The sequence below is a fragment of the Desulfovibrio sp. genome (assembly GCF_009712225.1).
In the GTDB taxonomy this organism is placed as follows: domain Bacteria; phylum Desulfobacterota; class Desulfovibrionia; order Desulfovibrionales; family Desulfovibrionaceae; genus Desulfovibrio.
In genome coordinates this window covers 176,420-193,367 of record NZ_WASP01000017.1, presented here as the reverse complement: position 1 = coordinate 193,367, position 16,948 = coordinate 176,420, and the positions used below count along the sequence as shown (strand labels likewise).

The window sequence follows — 16,948 nt, the reverse complement described above, 5'->3', positions numbered from 1 at the left end:
AACCACCCACCCCCCCGCCCCCCCCCCCCCCCCCCCCCCCGGGACAGGAGAACCACCATGGCTGACGACAAAGACGTTGTTGTTGAATTTCTGAATAGCAAGTCCGGCTCCAAGTCCAAGTTCTATTTCAAGGACTTCCTTGAACTGTTCCCTGACAAGGGACCCCGCGACGTGAAAAAGATTCTCACCAAGCTGGTGAACGAAGAAGTGCTGGAATTCTGGTCTTCTGGTTCTACCACCATGTACGGCATGAAGGGCGCTGGCAAGCAGTCTGCTGCTGAAGGCGAAGATTAGTAGCTGACAAGCATTGGCCCAGTGTCTTTGCTGTTGGCTGCGCCAAAACGCGCTTTTTATTACGGTCGAGTACCCTGTGTACACTCCCTGCATAAAAAGCGCGTCTTTGTTTGCCGATAGTCGTAGACATTCGTCAATGTAGCTTGGCAGGATATTGCCAGGCTCGCATGGTTCTTTTGCCGGGTGCGAAGCCCCGGCCATGCCCGCAAGGGCATGAGCATCCGCAAGGCGCGTCAGCCTTTGCGTGTTTGCTTTTACAAGTTATGCCGCAACGCAAGTTGTGGCATTTCTTGTATGTGGCGCCTGACAGGCGTATTATGGACCCTAGCAGCCATGGTGGCGCAATATGAAATTGGCAGGAGTTTGTGTCGTGGCAGGGGGAAAGGCCCGTCACGGGGCATGTCTCGCCGTCAGCTGGCCAGGCCACGCCATATAGTTCCCATCACTTGCCAGTCTGTTTTGCCACACTGCCGCAGGAGGCAGCATGAGCACATCATTCGTTGTACCAGAGGCTGAAAGAAAGTTTCTTGCCCATCAGGCGCGCATGTCCATTGAGGCGGGCCTTGCGGGCAAAAACGTTGCAGAAGTGCCCCAGCCTCCAGTAGAGAAATTTGCGCAGGGCAGCCCCCTGTTTCGTACCTTGGGGGCGTTTGTGACCCTGCATATCAGCGGTAACCTGCGCGGCTGTATTGGTAACATTATCGGGCGCGAACCGTTGTATGCAACCGTGTGGCACATGGCGCAGGCGGCAGCATTTGCAGACCCGCGCTTTCCGGCGTTGAGCCTCTCGGAATGGCCGCGCGTCAACCTGGATATATCGGTGCTGGATGAGCTTACGGTGTGTCCCAATCCGCAAGCGGTGGAAGTGGGGCGACATGGTCTGGTGCTGCAATATGCGGGGCGCAGCGGCGTTTTTCTGCCACAGGTTCCTGTGGAGCAGGGCTGGGACCGGCTGGCCTATCTGGACAACCTGTGCCTCAAGGCCGGGCTGCCCCCCGGAACGTGGCAACAGCCTGGTGCTCAACTTTTCTGGTATGAGGCTGTGGTGTTCAAGGTCGCAGAGCAATAATCCCCCCGCCCGGTCCCAGCGGCAGGCATTTGCCAGGCTTGCGCATGCCCCGTGCGGGGTGTATAGTGCCAACGATTTCTCAGGGCGGGGTGAAAGTCCCCACCGGCGGTGATGCGGCGGCCAAAAGGCCCCGTCAGCCCGCGAGCGCCCAATGTTTGGGGTCAGCAGATTCGGTGTGAATCCGAAGCCGACGGTTATAGTCCGGATGGAAGAGAACGGTTTTTTTGCCGCTCCGTGCGGTGCGTCCTTCACTTGAAGGCGCACTTTGTGTTGCGGCCCGTCCACGCCCTGATGCACCATCTCCCGGCCCTGATGCCGGAAACAGGAGAACGGAATGCATCAGTCCTCATTGTCCCTATCGTCTTTCGGCACCTCTGAAGAACGCGTGCGCGCTGCTCTTGCCTCGTTGAGCAAGGGCGGCGGTGTTTGCGTTGTGGATGACGAAAACCGGGAAAACGAAGGCGATCTGATTTTCAGCGCCCAGCACCTTACCGTGCCGCAGATGGCCATGCTGATTCGCCATTGCAGCGGTATTGTCTGCCTGTGCCTCACCGATGACCATGTGCAGCGCCTTGAACTGCCCATGATGACCGAGCACAATACCAATACGCAGGGCACCGCCTTTACCGTGACCATTGAAGCGGCCACGGGTGTCACCACCGGTGTATCTGCTGCTGACCGTGTGGCTACCATCAGGGCCGCAGCTGCGCCCAACGCCCAGCCCGCCGATCTGCGCCGGCCCGGCCATGTGTTCCCGCTGCGTGCGCGCCCCGGCGGCGTGCTCGAACGTCGGGGCCACACAGAGGCTACCGTTGACCTCATGCGCATGGCGGGCCTTGAGCCCTGCGGCGTGCTGTGTGAACTGACCATGGATGACGGCGATATGGCCCGCCTGCCCGAGGTCGCCAGCTTTGCCCGCGCCCACAACATGCCCTTGTGCAGTGTGGAAGACATTGCGGCGTGGAGGCTGGCCATGGGGGATCTGCATCTCGCCGCCAGTGCCTAGCACCGCGCGATGAATTTTGCCCGCTGACAGCGTCAAGCAGGGCTTTTTGCTCCGGTCGAGTACCATTAGAGTACACTCCCTGCGCAAAAAGCCCTGCTTTCCTTGTCAGCGAACAAAATTCATCGCGCGGAAATGCAAGAAGGCAAAACCATTCGTCTGGTATTCATGAAAAATAATAGCCCGGTTCATCAGCTGAACCGGGCTATTATTTTAAGTGGCGCTGGTATGCTTAATCGAAATATTCTTGGGGAGAATCAAGGATTTGAGTAAAAAGTTTATAAAATTCGGCTAAGTGAATGCCGTCGATGAAACTGTGGAGTGCTTCGATGGATACGGTGATGTTTCCTGAAGGGTCAATTTTGCCAAAAAGAAATCTGGGCACACTGTCAACCCAGGGGTCGCCCCAGGGGTTGGTTGCTGACAGTATGGGTATCTCTGGCACGCAGCTAAAGTAGATCAGGCTCTGTACATCGCCGCCCTCGGGACAAAGGGTTGGATTCTGGTCGGCAATGGCCCGGGCGGCACTGATGTTGCTGCTGAAAGACGAAAATTTACTGTCAAATTTTGCAACGCAATTGCAGTGTAATGCCCTGCCCTTGGGGATGTAGGTAAACGCGGCGTCAATGCTTTCAAATTCTACCGGGCGCAGACTAACTATCCGCTGCCTAAAGCCGGCAACTCCATTGGCGGCGAGCATGGCGGCAAAATAGATACAGTCAGTAAACCGAAAGCCATTCTGCTTTTTTAATGCACATAAACTGGTTACATTTGCCGAAAAAGAAACACTGAAGCACGGATTTTTCCGTGACTGAAAAAAGCTGAAGTGTTCATTTCTATCCCATGAGTCATCAAGGTATTTCATAATGAATCCTGGTGCGACATTGCTATCTAAAAATCAGCATTGCACAGTAACCGGCATGCCAGACTGATCCTTGCAGGCTGTGGGCTCGGCAAATGATGCCCGTATGCCTGTAAATGCAGCGTAAAATCTTCTTCGGCAGATGGATATGCTATTCCACGGGTGCGAGGCGTTGCGCCAGCCGGGTGAAGCGCTTGCGGGTCTTGTTGTTTTTTACAGCCATGTGCAGGGCGCGCGATTCGCCCACGAGAATAACCAGTTTTTTGCCGCGCGTAACGCCTGTGTAGATGAGATTGCGCTGCAAAAGCACGTAGTGCTGCATCATGACGGGAATGACCACAGCGGGGTATTCCGAGCCCTGAGATTTGTGGATGGAGATGGCGTAGGCGGGCGCTATTTCGTCCAGCTCGTCGAAGTCGTAGGGCACAACCCGTTCGTCAAAGGTGATGCTGAGGGTACGCTCTCGCACGTCCATAAAGCTGATACGCCCCATATCGCCGTTAAAAACGTCCTTGTCGTAGTTGTTGCGTATCTGCATGACCTTGTCGTGCAGGCGAAAACAGCGGTCGCCACGGCGCACTTCTATGCCGTGCGGGTTCAGGGCTTCCTGCAGGCTGGCGTTCATGCGACCGGCGCCCACAGCGCCCTTGTGCATGGGCGTGAGCACCTGGATGTCATCCACCGGGTCAAGATTGAAGCGCCGGGGTATGTGATTGCGCACGAGATCAACAATAAGCTCGGCGGCCTTTTCGGCGTCGTTCTGGTGGATAAAGTAAAAGTCAGAGAGCCTGTCCTTGCTCGATTCCAGCGAGGGAATCTCGCCCCGGTTGATGAGGTGGGCGTTGCAGATGATTTCGCTCTCGGCAGACTGGCGGAAAATTTCGGTCAGCTCAACCACGGGAACCACGCCAGAAGTAATGATATCCGAAAGCACGTTGCCGGGGCCGACGGAGGGCAGCTGGTGCACGTCGCCCACCAGCACAAGGGTTGCGCCCAGCGGCACGGCCTTGAGCAGGTGGTAGAAGAGCAGGGTGTCCATCATGGAGGCTTCGTCCACCACCAGAAGGCCGCAGGCGAGGGGGTTGTCCTCGTTGCGGGCAAAGCCGTCTTCCTTGGGGCTGTATTCAAGCAGGCGGTGGATGGTGCGAGATTCGCGGCCCGAGGTTTCAGACATGCGCTTGGCAGCGCGGCCAGTGGGCGCTGCCAGCAGAATGCGGGCGCGTACTTCGCCAAACAGCTTGATAATGGCGTTGATGATGGTGGTCTTGCCTGTGCCGGGGCCGCCGGTGAGCACCATTACCTTGCTGCGGGCTGCGGTGCGTACGGCTTCAAGCTGCTCTGGCGCAAGCGAAATGTTGAGTTCACTCACCACCTTGTCCACCAGGGCGTCGGGCTTTTCAAAACGCACGGATTTGGGCGAGCGCAAAAGCCGTTGAATGTAGAAGGCGGTTTTGGATTCGCAGTGGTGGTAGCGTCGCATGTACACGCCCATTTCGCCAGCGGCGTCGGGCATGTCCAGTTCTTCGCGCACAATGCGTTCGTCTGTTTCAAGGGCGGCAAGCGCGTCATCCACAAGGCCTTCATCCACACCCAGTTGGGCGCAGACAGCCTCGATCAGCTGGGCCTGCGGCAGATAGACGTTGCCATCGTCCGTGGCCTTTTGCAGCACATAGAGCGTGCCCGCCTGAATGCGCAGTGGGTGGTCGTGGGCAAAACCCAGCTTGGTGGCGGCGGCATCAGCAGTGACAAAACCGATACCGTGGATGTCCATGGCGAGGCGATAGGGATTTTCGCGCACAATGGAGAGGGCTTCCGAACCGTAGGCGCGGTAGATGCGCACCGCGTAAGCAGGGGTAATGCCGTGGGGCTGCAGAAAGAGCAGCAGGTCGCGCATGCCCCGGTGCTCTGCCCAGGAGGTGCGTATGCGGTCAAGGCTTTTGCTGCCCACACCGCGCACCTTGAGCAGACGCTCGGGTTCTTCGTCGAGAATACGGATGGTGTCTGTGCCAAAGGCCTCTACGATACGCCCGGCCATTTCCTCGCCAACGCCCTTGATAAGGCCAGAGGCGAGATAAAGGCGAATGCCCTCGCTGGTGGCTGGTAACATTTCTTCCGCGTTCTGAAACTCAATCTGGCGGCCAAATTTGGGGTTGTTGACCCAGCGGCCAGCAATCTTGAGCTGCACGCCCGCCTGCGGGTTGACCATGTGACCGATGCACGAAACCGGATCGCGCGGGCGCGTCAGGCCAGCTTTGCCGCCGCCGCTGTTAACGCTGGCGGGCAAAAGGCGCAGCACGGTGTAGCCGTTTTCTTCGTTATGGAAGACAACGCGCTCGACAGTGCCGGTAAGCTCTACGGATTCCGGATCTTGCAAAAGGGGCAGGTTGTTCATGGGCGCGTTTTGCTCTTGTTGGTGAGGCTTGTGGCCGCCTTTCGCTGGCGTGACCACCAGAACCAGTCGCACTGTTCTGCTGGCAGCTGCGGATTCCGGGCCTGTGCCACGGCGCAGCAGAAAACGTCCAGGCAGCAGATATCCACGGCCTGCCCCTTGATGCGGCACAGGTCGTTGTACAGGGCCTGCGGGTCGCGGCTGGCCAGGGCAGGCACATCCGCAACACCGAGCAAGCGCAGATCTTCAAGGGTTGCCGGGCCAACCGAGCGCAGGGCGCTCAGTGTCCGGGCCTCCGGAGTAGTGCTCACAGGCCAAGTCCCATGCGTTGCTGCAGCAGCAGGGCATCGGCCAGTGCCAGGGCGGTCATGGCCTCAAGCACAGGCACCACACGCGGGATGGCCGCAAGATCATGCCGTCCGCCAATGAGGACCGATGCGGCGTTGCCTTCCTTGTCAACGGTTTGCTGGGTGACGGCAATGGAGGCAATGGGTTTGACGGCAGCGTGCATGACAATGGTCTGGCCGCTGGAAATACCGCCAAGAATACCGCCCGCATGGTTTGAGGCAAAGGTGGCCTTGCCGGGCTGGGCCGGGTCGGCGGGCAGCAAGGGGTCGTTGTTCTGCGAGCCGCGCAGTTTGGCCGCGCCAAAGCCTTCACCAACAGAGAATCCCTTGACCGCGCCTATGCTCATGATTGCATGGGCCAGCACAGCCTCAAGCTTGTCGAACACGGGCTCGCCAAGACCCGCGGGTACGTTGCGGGCCTCGATGCGCACAATGCCGCCCAGGGTATCGCCAGCCTTGCGGGCTGCCAGCACCACCTGATCCCACAGCTGGGGCATGGCCTCGGTGGCGGCGCAGTAGGGGCGGTTGCGGGCGTTGTCCAGATCAAGGGCCGCCCAATCCTGTACGGCGGTGCCGCCCAGTTCCACACAGGCCGCCATGATCTTTACGCCGCGGCGTTCAAGAATCTTGCGGGCAATAACGCCCCCAGCAACGCGGGCTGCGGTTTCGCGCCCCGAAGAACGTCCGCCGCCACGGTGGTCGCGTATGCCGTTGTACTTCTGAAAATATCCCCAGTCCGCATGGCCGGGGCGAAAAACTTCGGCCAGGTTGCCGTAGTCGTGCGAGCGCTGGTCTTCGTTGGCAATATAAAAGGCAATGGAAGTGCCGGTAGTTAGGCCTTCGTACACGCCGGAAAGCAGGCGGACGGTATCAGATTCCTTGCGCTTGGTGGCGGTAGGCCCCTGACCGGGTTTGCGGCGGTCGAGCTCGGCCTGGATGTCGGCCTCTGTGAGGTGCAGGCCCGCAGGGCAGCCGTCTATAACGCCGCCAAGGCCCACGCCATGGGATTCGCCGAATGTTGTGAGTCGCAGAGCCTGTCCGAATGTATTACCAGCCATGTATACCTCGCCTTCGTTGCAGCCGCGCCAAAGCAGCACGGTCAAGTGGCATAGTATAGGCAAGGGCGGAGCGGCTTGCAACACGCGCGAGCGCGCGGAGCATTTGCGGTCGCGTTAGGCAGGCAGTGTTGTGAGGCAGGATATGCCGGGGCAAAAAGATGAGGGGCAGAAAACCCGCAAGGAGTTTCCTGCCCCTCAAAAGGGCAAGTATAAAGAGCTGTGCTAGAGCTTGGCGGCGGTGCGCAGATCGGCCACGGCGTCGGTCTTTTCCCAGGAGAATTCGGGCAGTTCGCGGCCAAAGTGGCCGTAGCACGAAGACTTCTGATAGATGGGGCGCTTGAGGTCAAGGCGCTTGCTGATGAAGTAGGGGCGCAGGTCAAACACTTCGCGCACGGCCTTGGTGAGCAGCTCGTCCGAAAGTTCGCTGGTACCCTGCGAGGAAACAAGCACACTCACGGGCTGGGCAACGCCGATGCAGTAAGCGATCTGCACTTCGCACACAGGGGCGAGGCCCGCGGCAACCACGTTCTTGGCGATATAGCGGCCCATGTAAGCACCGGAACGGTCAACCTTGGAGGGGTCCTTGCCTGAGAAAGCGCCACCACCGTGGTGACCGCTGCCGCCGTAGGTGTCCTGAATGATCTTGCGGCCAGTAAGACCGCAGTCACCCATGGGGCCACCCACCACGAAACGGCCCGTGGTGTTGATGAAGATTTCGCAGGCCTTTTCGTCAAAGTAGCCTGAGGGTTCCAGAATGGGGCGGATAACATGCTGCTTCACGGCATCGGCCACGTCGGCCTGACTGGCGCTGGCGGCGTGCTGGGTGGAAACAACCACGTTGTTGATGCGCACGGGCTTGCCATCCTGGTATTCAAAAGAAACCTGGGTCTTGCCGTCGGGACGGAAGATGTCCACCGTGCCGTCCTTGCGCACCTTGGCCAGCTGCTGCGAGAGCTGGTGGGCCCAGTAAATGGGAGCGGGCATGAGAGTGGAGGTTTCGTTGCAGGCAAAGCCAAACATCATGCCCTGGTCGCCGGCACCCTGATCCTCGGGCTTTTCGCGCAGCACGCCCTGAGCAATGTCGGGCGACTGACGGCCAATGGCGTTGATAACGGCGCAGGTCTGCCAGTCAAAGCCCATCTCGGAGCTGTTGTAGCCGATGCCCTTGATGGTTTCGCGCACAACATGGGGCAGGTCAGCGTAGCCACTGGTGGTGATTTCGCCAGCGATAACGGCCATGCCGGTGGTCACCAGGGTTTCGCATGCCACGTGGGCGTCGGCATCCTGGGCCAGCAGGGTATCAAGAATGGCGTCGGAAATCTGGTCGGCAACCTTGTCGGGGTGGCCTTCGGTGACGGATTCAGAGGTGAAAAAATACTTGCCCTTGGTTTGCATATGGTTCTCCTTGGGCGCTCGCGTCAATGCGGCGCGGGTTTATGAACGCAACAAAATGTTGTCGATAAGCCGGGCCTTGCCCATGCGTACGGCGCAAGCCATAAGCGCGGGGCCGGTGACCTCGGTGAGCGGAGTCATGGATTCCGGGTGAACAATGCTGAGGTAGTCGAGCCGCCCCATGGGCAAAAATTCTGCCCAGCGGCGCAGCACTGACTCGCGCAGCAGTTTGACGCTGGTTTCACCGCTCTGCGCCAGCTTTTGGGCGTAGAGCAGGGCCTTGCGGATTTCCGGAGCCTGGGCGCGTTCGTCGGCGGTCAGGTAGACATTGCGCGAGGAAAGGGCCAGGCCGTCAGCCTCTCGCACTGTTTCGCGGGTTTCAATGCGCACGGGCACATCAAGGTCGCGCACCATGCGACGCAAAACAGCCTGCTGCTGCCAGTCTTTCTGTCCAAATACAGCCACATCGGCGCCAGTGAGCATGAAGAGCTTGAGCACCACCGTGCATACGCCCCTGAAATGCACCGGCCGAGAAAGGCCGCACAGCCCGCGGGAAAGTTCGGGCACCTCAACCCATGTGCCGTGATCGGGCGCGTACATGGTGCCCGGTTCGGGCATGAACAGTGCGTCGGCCCCGTGACTGCGGGCTACTTCCGCGTCACGCTCCGGATTTCTGGGGTAGGCCGCCAGATCTTCACCGGGGCCAAACTGGGTGGGGTTGACAAAAAGGCTCACCACGAGGCGCTTGGCCTGCGTACGGGCGTACGCCATAAGGTCTTCGTGCCCCTGATGGTAGTAGCCCATGGTGGGAACCAGAGCGATGTCGTCTCCGGCTTTATGCCAGGCCTTGCATTGGGCCGCCAGTTCTTTGGGATTTGTGAATATCTGCATATCAAGGTATTGTGATATTGTTTGTGAAGGAACATATATACACGTGAGCCGCCCGCTTGTAAAGGTGGCCCGCAGAAAGAAGATTCGGGCTATCCAGGCAGAAAGCTTGACCCTGCCTGTTGCTGTGGGCATAACAGCCGCTGGGGGTATACATGCTGAAACCGTTTTATCAGGGCAAACTGGATACATTCTGCGCCATTTACGCAGTGCTCAACGGCTTGCGGCTGACCCACAACATACGCGTGCTCAAGGCCCGCGATATTCTGAATGAAACCCTTATGGGGCTTGCGGCTTCGCCCGAAGCGTTTCGTGCGGTGCTTGAACAGGAGACAGACTACTGCGGTCTTGTGGACGGCATGTTGCGCATCCAGAGCCGCTCTTTTCCTCTTGAATTTCGCCAGCCATTCACCGACGAGGACGACCCCTCTGTGGATCAGGTGTGGGAATGCTGCCGTACATGGCTTGCGCCCGGCAGCGGCCGCGCCGTAATCTTCCGGTTCATGCGCCACCTCACCCCGGACGGGCCGCCCGTCAACCGTCACTGGACCACCGCCGATTCTCTCACCAACGACGTGCTGCATCTTTTTGATTGCAGCCACGAGGCCGAGGCTATCCTCAACGTGCGCAAAGACAGCTTTGTGACCCGCGCAAACGATATCCGCGAGGGTAAACTGCTGCATATCCAGCCGTACACCATCCGCCTTTTGCGCCTGCCCATGTAGGCCTTCGCCCTGCCCACCGCCAGCATGGCTTGCGGCCTTTTCGCGCCGAGCGCTGGCCCTGTCATTTCGCACCAAACAAAAAAGCCCCTCGCGAGGCCGTACTGTTCTGCTGGCAGTGTGAGGTTACAGGGATACCCCGTTACGGGTCAGTATTCCCTGATGGGAGCTTCTGTGCTGATGGGCAGGCCGAGCCGTATGGCGTCTTCCTTTAGCTGTGGGTGTACCCAGAAGGCTTTTTCCTGCACAAAACAGAGCACTTCAAATTCGGCAGTATCCACAGGCCGGGAATAATAGAAGCCCTGGGCGCAGTTGCAGCCGCTGTTGAGCAGAAAACGGGCATGTTCCTTGTTTTCCACCCCTTCGGCCACGATGGTCATATCCAGATCGCGCGCAAGGGCAATGGTATTGCGCGCCACAATCTGGCCGCGCTGGTTGGTTGTGCCGTCGCTGATAAAGGTCCGGTCGAGCTTGACCACGCTGAAGGGCAGGTCGCGCAGCGTGCTCAGGGATGAATAGCCTGTTCCAAAGTCGTCCATTGAAAAAACAAAACCCGCCGCCCGCAGTTCGTCCATAAGCCGCACCAGACGCGGCTCGTTTGCAAAAAAAGCGCTTTCGGTCAGTTCCAGCTCCAGCATGTGCCGGGGCAGGTTATACTTGTTCATCAGGCTCACAAGCTTGAGGGGCAGGTCGTCGTCGTTGAAATGCAGCCGCGACATGTTCACCGAGATGGGCGTAGGGTCATACTTTTTGTCCAGCCATGTGCGCAGGGTCTTGCAGGTCTGCTCCCAGATATATGCGTCAAGGCGCATGATGAAGCCGTTGCGTTCAAAAAGCGGAATAAACCGGCCCGGCAGTATGAGCCCGTCCGTGGGGTGCTGCCAGCGCACCAGGGCTTCTGCGCCCACAATGCGGCCACTGGATATCTGTACCTTGGGTTGCAGGAATAGCCTGAACTGGTGCTTTTCAAGCGCTTCGTACATCTGGTCGGTGATGTAGCTCTCGTCGTGCAGGTGTTTGCGCAGGGCATCGTCATAAAAGGCAAAGTTGACGATGTCGCTGCCCTTGACGGTTTTTTGCGCCAGATAGGCCCAGTCGCACAAAATGTGGGCAGGCGTGCGGGTATTTTCCACCGGGCAGATGCCAAAAAACAGTTTGACCCGGAACGTGTCGGAATAGTGGTCGAGCCGGAGCGAAAGCGCCTGGATGAATTGCAGCGTGCGTTCGGAACCACCCGTAAGGCATACGGCAAAAACGTCGGCGGTGAGGCGCGCAAAAATTTCTTTTTCGGGCGTGAGGCGCTGGCGTATAAGCCGGGCTATGCCCCGCAGCAGTCGGTTGCCTTCTTCCAGCCCGAAGGATTCGTTGATTGCCTTGAAGCCAGCCACGTCAAAGCGCAGTACGCAGTACTGTTCGTTGGGCCTGCTTTTGATGAGCTTGTCAATTTTTTCAAAAAAAGTCTGCGTGTTGTAAGCGCCAGTGAGGGGGTCGTGTTCGGCGCGCAGGCGCAGGGCCTGCTCGCTGCGGGTGGCGGCATCCACATCGTTGAGCGTACCAATATAGCGTTCAACCGATTCGCCGTCATCAAGCTTGGTGTATGTTACCTTGCACCAGATGTACTGCCCGTCACGGCGGCGCAGGCGGATTGTCATTTCACCCGATCTGATGCCGAGCGCCAGACGCGCCAGGCAGGTATCAAAGGGCTCCATGTCGCCCGTATAGAGCACATCATCCTCGCGCCACACGTCAAAGGGATTGCGGCCATCGTAGTCGCCGGAAAGCAGCTCGGGAATGCGGTGGCTCAGGTAGGTAAGATCCTTGCCGCTCCACTCAAAAACCAGGGTGCGGGTATGGTCGACCACGGCCTTGTAACGCAGCGCGTCAAGCTGCTGCCTTTGCAATACTTCGCTCTTGTGCCGGATATCTTCCGGAATCTGTGGCTGCTCCAGGTCTTCGGTGCAGACAAGGTACATGTGCCCGCTGCCCTGAGCCAGGGCAGGAAAAACAATGATGCGCACCGGATGGTATGAGCCATCCAGGGCTTTTTGGTGAATGTCGAGGGCTGTGGCCGGAGAGGCCGCCAAGTGTTCCTGTAGCGACTGCTGCGTCAAAAAACAGGCAAACTGTTCGGCATCGTCGGGATGTACCTGTCCGGCCAGCTCGTCCCTGATTTTTTCTGAAAGCGTAAGCTGCGGCGCAGACAGACCAAACTTGGCAGGATTATGGTAGACGCTGCTGAAAACGTCGGCCTCAAAATCAATGAGGCAGATATCAAAATATCGGCTTTGCAAATCTGGCGAATGGCAGACTGCACCGGCATCATCAGCCGCCAGGTTGCCCAGGGGCAGGCTTGCTGAATCATTGATTTTTGCCGGGGGTGGTATCTTCATTCACATTCGCCTTTGGGGCCGGTAACAGGGTAGAGGGTTGTTTGACAACAGGGTAAACCTAGCACCACAACTATCGTTTTGCAAATTTGCTGTCGCCGTGTGCGGGGGAAGGCTCCTGCGGTTTTGCCACGTTGATACTCTGGTGACAATCGCTTCGCCCCCCTGTATTGTGCCCGCATGACAACTGCAAAAATTTCTTCTCTCAAGGTCTGGTCGCTGAGCCTTGGCTGTCCCAAAAACCGGGTGGACAGCGAGCGTTTGCTCGGTTCGCTGGGTGTTGCCGTGCAGCATGTGGAGCATATGGGCAAGGCCCGTCTGGTTTTTATAAACACCTGCGGCTTTATCGACCCCGCAGTGCGCGAATCGGTGCGTGCGGTGGTGGACGCCATACAAAGGCTTGGCAAGTGCAAAACTAAGCCCCTGCTTGCCGTTGGCGGCTGCATGGTGGGGCGCTACGGCGCGGAGGAACTGGCCGCAGAACTGCCAGAGGTGGATCTTTGGCTGCCTACGGCAGAAATGCCGCGCTGGCCTGCCATGGTAACCGCAGCCCTGGCTCTGCCAGAGTCTCCAGCCCGCATTGCGGGCGGCGGCCGGCTGCTTTCCACCGGGCCTTCCTACGCATGGCTCAAGGTGGGCGAGGGCTGCAGGCACAAGTGCGCGTTCTGCACCATCCCTTCCATACGCGGCGGCCTCAAGTCGCTTGCCGCAGAGGATATTGTTGACGAAGCCAGGGCCCTGCTGGCCCAGGGAGTTCGTGAGCTTGACCTTGTGGCGCAGGATCTGACCTCGTGGGGCGTTGACCTTGGTCTCAAGCACGGCTTGCCCAGTCTGCTTGAAAAGCTGGTAGGCCTTGACGGGCTGGCGTGGCTGCGCCTGCTCTATCTGTACCCAAGCGGCGTAACGCCAGAGCTTTTGCGCTTTATACGCGATTGCGGCGCGCCCCTTCTGCCCTATCTCGATATCCCCTTGCAGCATGCGCATCCTGACGTGCTTTCGCGTATGGGACGGCCATTTGCTGGCGACCCCAGGCGAGTGCTCGACACCGTGCGGTCGGTACTTCCCGATGCCGCGCTGCGCACGACCTTTATTGTGGGTTACCCCGGTGAAACCGAAGAGCATTTTGAAGCCCTGTGCCGCTTTGTGGAAGAAAGCCGTTTTCTGCATGTGGGTGTTTTTGCCTACCATGCGGAAGAGGGCACTGTGGCGGCCACCTTGCCCGATCAGGTTCCTGACGAGGTCAAGCAGTGGCGGCGCGATTCGCTCATGGAAATTCAGGCCGATATCAGCAACGAGCAACTTGCCGCCCATGTGGGCAGCCGCATGCAGGTACTGGTGGACGCTCCGCACCCCGAGTGGCCAGGTCTGCACAGCGGCCGGGTGTGGTTTCAGACCCCCGAGGTTGACGGCATCACCTACGTAAGCGGGCCGGGAGTGGCACCGGGCGCTCTTGTGGAGTGCGACATCGTGGAAAATACCGATTACGATCTTACTGCGCTGGCCTGAGCCTGCCGCACAACTGGGTGAAACCCCATGCAAAATATCCCCAGAGGGCGAACCCTCCGGGGATATTTTGGGAAACGTGCTAAGCACGCCCTCAACCAGTGTTAACCCTGAATAAGCTGCATGGCCATCTTGGGCATGCTGTTGGCCTGCGAGAGCATGGCCACAGACGACTGGGTGAGGATCTGGTTGCGGACGAACTTCGTCATTTCCGTGGCCACGTCCACGTCGGAAATGCGAGATTCAGCCGCCTGCAAGTTCTCGGCCTGGGTGGTCAGGTTGGAAACGGTGTTTTCCAGCCTGTTTTGCAGAGCACCAAGGTGCGCCCGGATCTTGTCCTTCGAAACAACGGCGTTGGTCACAGCGACAAGCGCCTTCTGGGCCGCCTCCTGGGTGGAGATGGTCACGCCGTCAGTGCCGGTAGCCTCATTACCCACGCCCAGGGCCGAAGCGGTGCTCGTGCCGATCTGGATGTAGTAATAGTCTTCAGCAGAGTCGTTGGCAGAACCGAAGTGAACCTTCATCTTGCCGGTAGAAGTCATACCGCTACCATCGTGTGTGCTACTGGACAGATTGCCATTCAGCAGGTGGATGCCGTTGAAGTCCGTGGCATTGGCGATTCGGGTAATTTCCGAAGCCATGGCCTGGTACTCCGATTCGATCATCAGACGCTGGGTGGAATCGTACGTGCCAGTAGATGCCTGTTCGGCCAGTTCCTTCATGCGGGTCAGCTTTTCGTCGATGATGCCAAGAGCACCGTCGGCGGTCTGGAGGAGGGAAATGGCGTCGTTAGCATTACGCACACCCTGCTGCAACGCAGAGATGTCGGTACGCATCAATTCGCGGATGGCGAGACCTGCGGCGTCGTCCGCCGCAGAATTGACGCGCAGACCTGTGGACAGACGCTGGGTAGAGGTCTTCAGGTCGCTGTAATGCTTGGTCAGGGTATTGGAAACGTTGGTAGCCATTGAGTTGTTATTGATATACATGACATTCCTCCATGAATGTTCTGTCTGCCCGGTGGCGCACTACGCGCGCCCGCTTCCATGCGGACTGCCACCGTTCATCCCGCAAAAAAAAGCGGGGAAAATGTTTCATAAAACCGGCCATTGTCGGCAAAGCCAACTCTGGCTGTAGCCCTAAACAACAGGCGCCTTGCTCATCTGATTCGTGGCTTCAGAGGGGCAATATTTGCCTGAAAACCTGCACTCCGTTTACAGCAGGATTCATGCCAGAACTGGCAGGGCTGTGCGTCAAGATACTGGCATAGGGCGCGCTTCTGGAGGGCTACAGCGCGTTGAGACTAGGGTGATGGAAAAAAATATATGAATATCTGTATGATGGAATCAGCGGCAATGTGCTGGCGGCAAGAATAGTATAGCACGTTCTGAAAAATCACCCGTGCCAGCGGCCTGCCTTGCCACTGCCTGATGGATCGGCAGCAGGGAGGTTGCGGCCAGAACAAAAAAATTACGGGCTGGCAGGCGGGGAGCAACGCCGTTGCTCAGACCTCAATTGCGGCAGCTGTGGCATGGGCGGTGCAGAATTTGCCCAGCGTGGCCGTGGTCTCCAGACCATAAAAAAGCCGAACCGCGAACGGTTCGGCTTTTCATGAAAGCTTGTTGTTATGACCTTAAGGCTCTCCCCAGCCTCGCGGCCAGTTAGGGGCTGTTGCCCTCCACCACCTGGTTTTGCCGCTAGCCAGAGATCAGCGTCAGGGCCATTCTTGGCATGCTGTTGGCCTGCGAGAGCATGGCCACAGAAGACTGGGTGAGGATCTGGTTGCGGACGAACTTGGTCATTTCTGTGGCTACGTCCACGTCGGAAATGCGCGATTCAGCCGCCTGAAGATTCTCGCTCTGGGTGGTCAGGTTGGAAATGGTGTTTTCCAGCCGGTTTTGCAGCGCGCCCAGATGCGCCCGGATCTTGTCCTTCGAAATCACTGCATTGGTAACGGCAACAAGTGCCTTCTGCGCTGCATCCTGAGTAGAGATGGTGAGACCATCTGAAGTGGATGCTGCCTGGTTGCCTACGCCCAGAGCCGAAGCTGTACTCGTGCCGATCTTGATGTAGTAGTAGTCCTCGGCGGAGTCGTTGGCCGTACCAAAGTGAACCTTGAGCTTGCCAGTGGCCGACATGCCACTGCCATCGTGCGTGTCGCTCGACAGGTTGCCGTTGAGCAGGTGGATGCCGTTGAAGTCCGTGGCGTTGGCGATTCGGGTAATTTCCGAAGCCATGGCCTGGTACTCCGACTCGATCATCAGACGCTGGGTGGAGTCATAGGTACCGGTGGCGGCCTGTTCTGCCAGTTCCTTCATGCGGGTCAGCTTTTCGTCGATGATGCCCAGGGCGCCGTCGGCAGTCTGAATGAGGGAAATAGCGTCATTGGCGTTACGCACGCCCTGTTGCAGGGCGGCGATATCGGTACGCATGAGTTCGCGAATGGCCAGACCGGCGGCATCGTCCGCAGCGGAGTTGATGCGCAGACCTGAAGAAAGTCGCGAGGTTGAGGTCTTAAGATTGTTGTAATGCGACGTCAGATTGTTGGTCACCTCTGTGGCCATGGTATTACTATTGATATACATACATTCCTCCATGAATGCTGTATGTCACAGGTGGCGCGAAATGCCGACGCGTCCTTGCGTGCTACCACCTTTTGTCCACTTTATCGGCGGTTGAACCAAAATGATTAGGGCTGTGGGCAAAAATAAAGGGTGGGACTCATGCCTGAAAAGTGGCGTATGGAGCCAGTTTTTTGGCGCCTCCCTTTGAGGGGCTGAAATAAGGGGGAATTTTTTTCCGCCCTGATGCGGAAGCTGAAAGCAGATTTTGCCGGGTGGCATGAAACCCTGTCAGGGTGCCATGGACGGGCGTTGGCAGGGAGCAGAGCTGGCAGCAGTGCCATGAAGCGGTTGCGTACACCGTGGCAAAAAGAAAGCGGCGGGCGTTTCAACGCCCGCCGCCCCTGCGCCACCTGGTGAATGCCCAGGGCAAAGCCCGGGTTCGCGGAACAGAATACAGGTAGCAGTCTTTG

At 58.3% G+C, this 16,948-nt stretch carries 14 protein-coding genes and 1 riboswitch; of the genes, 5 read left to right on the top strand and 9 right to left on the bottom strand.

Annotation, left to right across the window (positions count from 1 at the left end):
• Positions 1-57: 57 nt before the first annotated feature.
• From F8N36_RS15505 to ribB, 3 genes are all read left to right on the top strand, one after another.
• The gene (locus F8N36_RS15505; RefSeq protein WP_291333886.1) at positions 58-294 is read left to right on the top strand and encodes a dissimilatory sulfite reductase D family protein; all 237 of its coding nucleotides are present in this window, start codon (positions 58-60) and stop codon (positions 292-294) included.
• 484 nt (positions 295-778) lie between these two features.
• Positions 779-1,363, top strand: a complete 585-nt coding sequence (gene amrA / locus F8N36_RS15500) for an AmmeMemoRadiSam system protein A (RefSeq protein WP_291333885.1) — start codon at positions 779-781, stop codon at positions 1,361-1,363.
• A gap of 71 nt (positions 1,364-1,434) precedes the next feature.
• Positions 1,435-1,584, top strand: a riboswitch (FMN riboswitch).
• 113 nt (positions 1,585-1,697) lie between these two features.
• Positions 1,698-2,369, top strand: coding sequence for a 3,4-dihydroxy-2-butanone-4-phosphate synthase (ribB, locus tag F8N36_RS15495; RefSeq protein WP_291333883.1), 672 nt, complete (start codon positions 1,698-1,700; stop codon positions 2,367-2,369).
• A 229-nt stretch (positions 2,370-2,598) separates the two neighbouring features.
• Here ribB and F8N36_RS15490 read toward each other — a convergent pair whose 3' ends face one another.
• The 6 genes from F8N36_RS15490 to panC form a co-directional block, all read right to left on the bottom strand.
• Complete coding sequence (locus F8N36_RS15490) at positions 2,599-3,231, bottom strand: CatA-like O-acetyltransferase (RefSeq protein ID WP_291333881.1); 633 nt, start codon at positions 3,229-3,231, stop codon at positions 2,599-2,601.
• A 148-nt stretch (positions 3,232-3,379) separates the two neighbouring features.
• On the bottom strand, positions 3,380-5,620 hold the full coding sequence (locus F8N36_RS15485; RefSeq protein WP_291333879.1) for an ATP-dependent RecD-like DNA helicase: 2,241 nt from the start codon (positions 5,618-5,620) through the stop codon (positions 3,380-3,382).
• Entirely contained in the window at positions 5,617-5,928 is a 312-nt protein-coding gene (locus F8N36_RS15480; RefSeq protein ID WP_291333878.1) for a helix-hairpin-helix domain-containing protein, read from the bottom strand. Before F8N36_RS15480 ends, F8N36_RS15485 begins: the two co-directional genes overlap by 4 nt.
• Complete coding sequence (gene aroC, locus F8N36_RS15475; protein WP_291333895.1) at positions 5,925-7,022, bottom strand: chorismate synthase; 1,098 nt, start codon at positions 7,020-7,022, stop codon at positions 5,925-5,927. Before aroC ends, F8N36_RS15480 begins: the two co-directional genes overlap by 4 nt.
• 222 nt (positions 7,023-7,244) lie before the next feature.
• Positions 7,245-8,417: a methionine adenosyltransferase gene (metK, locus tag F8N36_RS15470; protein WP_291333876.1), complete on the bottom strand. Its 1,173-nt coding sequence runs from the start codon at positions 8,415-8,417 to the stop codon at positions 7,245-7,247.
• 39 nt (positions 8,418-8,456) lie between these two features.
• Complete coding sequence (gene panC, locus F8N36_RS15465; protein WP_291333874.1) at positions 8,457-9,305, bottom strand: pantoate--beta-alanine ligase; 849 nt, start codon at positions 9,303-9,305, stop codon at positions 8,457-8,459.
• Between the two features lie 152 nt (positions 9,306-9,457).
• On the opposite strand from panC, the gene F8N36_RS15460 reads away from it, so the two are divergent.
• Positions 9,458-10,027 (top strand): hypothetical protein, encoded by a 570-nt coding sequence (locus F8N36_RS15460; RefSeq protein ID WP_291333872.1) that lies wholly within the window; start codon positions 9,458-9,460, stop codon positions 10,025-10,027.
• A 146-nt stretch (positions 10,028-10,173) separates the two neighbouring features.
• On the opposite strand, the gene F8N36_RS15455 is transcribed toward F8N36_RS15460, so the two are convergent.
• The gene (locus F8N36_RS15455) at positions 10,174-12,414 is read right to left on the bottom strand and encodes a sensor domain-containing phosphodiesterase (RefSeq protein ID WP_291333870.1); all 2,241 of its coding nucleotides are present in this window, start codon (positions 12,412-12,414) and stop codon (positions 10,174-10,176) included.
• A 177-nt stretch (positions 12,415-12,591) separates the two neighbouring features.
• Between F8N36_RS15455 and rimO the strand changes: the two genes are divergently transcribed.
• A complete protein-coding gene (gene rimO, locus F8N36_RS15450) occupies positions 12,592-13,917 on the top strand; it encodes a 30S ribosomal protein S12 methylthiotransferase RimO (RefSeq protein WP_291333868.1) in 1,326 nt (441 codons plus the stop codon).
• Between the two features lie 101 nt (positions 13,918-14,018).
• On the opposite strand, the gene F8N36_RS15445 is transcribed toward rimO, so the two are convergent.
• Positions 14,019-14,903, bottom strand: coding sequence for a flagellin (locus F8N36_RS15445; RefSeq protein WP_291333866.1), 885 nt, complete (start codon positions 14,901-14,903; stop codon positions 14,019-14,021).
• A 708-nt stretch (positions 14,904-15,611) separates the two neighbouring features.
• On the bottom strand, positions 15,612-16,499 hold the full coding sequence (locus F8N36_RS15440) for a flagellin (protein ID WP_291333864.1): 888 nt from the start codon (positions 16,497-16,499) through the stop codon (positions 15,612-15,614).
• Positions 16,500-16,948 lie beyond the last annotated feature (449 nt).

Bases quoted from the DNA above. Each gene is read 5' to 3' on its own strand.
- F8N36_RS15485 (WP_291333879.1), bottom strand. From the start codon at position 5,620: ATGAACAACCTGCCCCTTTTGCAAGATCCGGAATCCGTAGAGCTTACC.
- F8N36_RS15505 (WP_291333886.1), top strand. From the start codon at position 58: ATGGCTGACGACAAAGACGTTGTTGTTGAATTTCTGAATAGCAAGTCC.
- ribB (WP_291333883.1), top strand. From the start codon at position 1,698: ATGCATCAGTCCTCATTGTCCCTATCGTCTTTCGGCACCTCTGAAGAA.
- F8N36_RS15440 (WP_291333864.1), bottom strand. From the start codon at position 16,499: ATGTATATCAATAGTAATACCATGGCCACAGAGGTGACCAACAATCTG.
- F8N36_RS15455 (WP_291333870.1), bottom strand. From the start codon at position 12,414: ATGAAGATACCACCCCCGGCAAAAATCAATGATTCAGCAAGCCTGCCC.
- F8N36_RS15445 (WP_291333866.1), bottom strand. From the start codon at position 14,903: ATGTATATCAATAACAACTCAATGGCTACCAACGTTTCCAATACCCTG.
- aroC (WP_291333895.1), bottom strand. From the start codon at position 7,022: ATGGCTGGTAATACATTCGGACAGGCTCTGCGACTCACAACATTCGGC.
- panC (WP_291333874.1), bottom strand. From the start codon at position 9,305: ATGCAGATATTCACAAATCCCAAAGAACTGGCGGCCCAATGCAAGGCC.
- F8N36_RS15490 (WP_291333881.1), bottom strand. From the start codon at position 3,231: ATGAAATACCTTGATGACTCATGGGATAGAAATGAACACTTCAGCTTT.
- metK (WP_291333876.1), bottom strand. From the start codon at position 8,417: ATGCAAACCAAGGGCAAGTATTTTTTCACCTCTGAATCCGTCACCGAA.
- F8N36_RS15460 (WP_291333872.1), top strand. From the start codon at position 9,458: ATGCTGAAACCGTTTTATCAGGGCAAACTGGATACATTCTGCGCCATT.
- amrA (WP_291333885.1), top strand. From the start codon at position 779: ATGAGCACATCATTCGTTGTACCAGAGGCTGAAAGAAAGTTTCTTGCC.
- rimO (WP_291333868.1), top strand. From the start codon at position 12,592: ATGACAACTGCAAAAATTTCTTCTCTCAAGGTCTGGTCGCTGAGCCTT.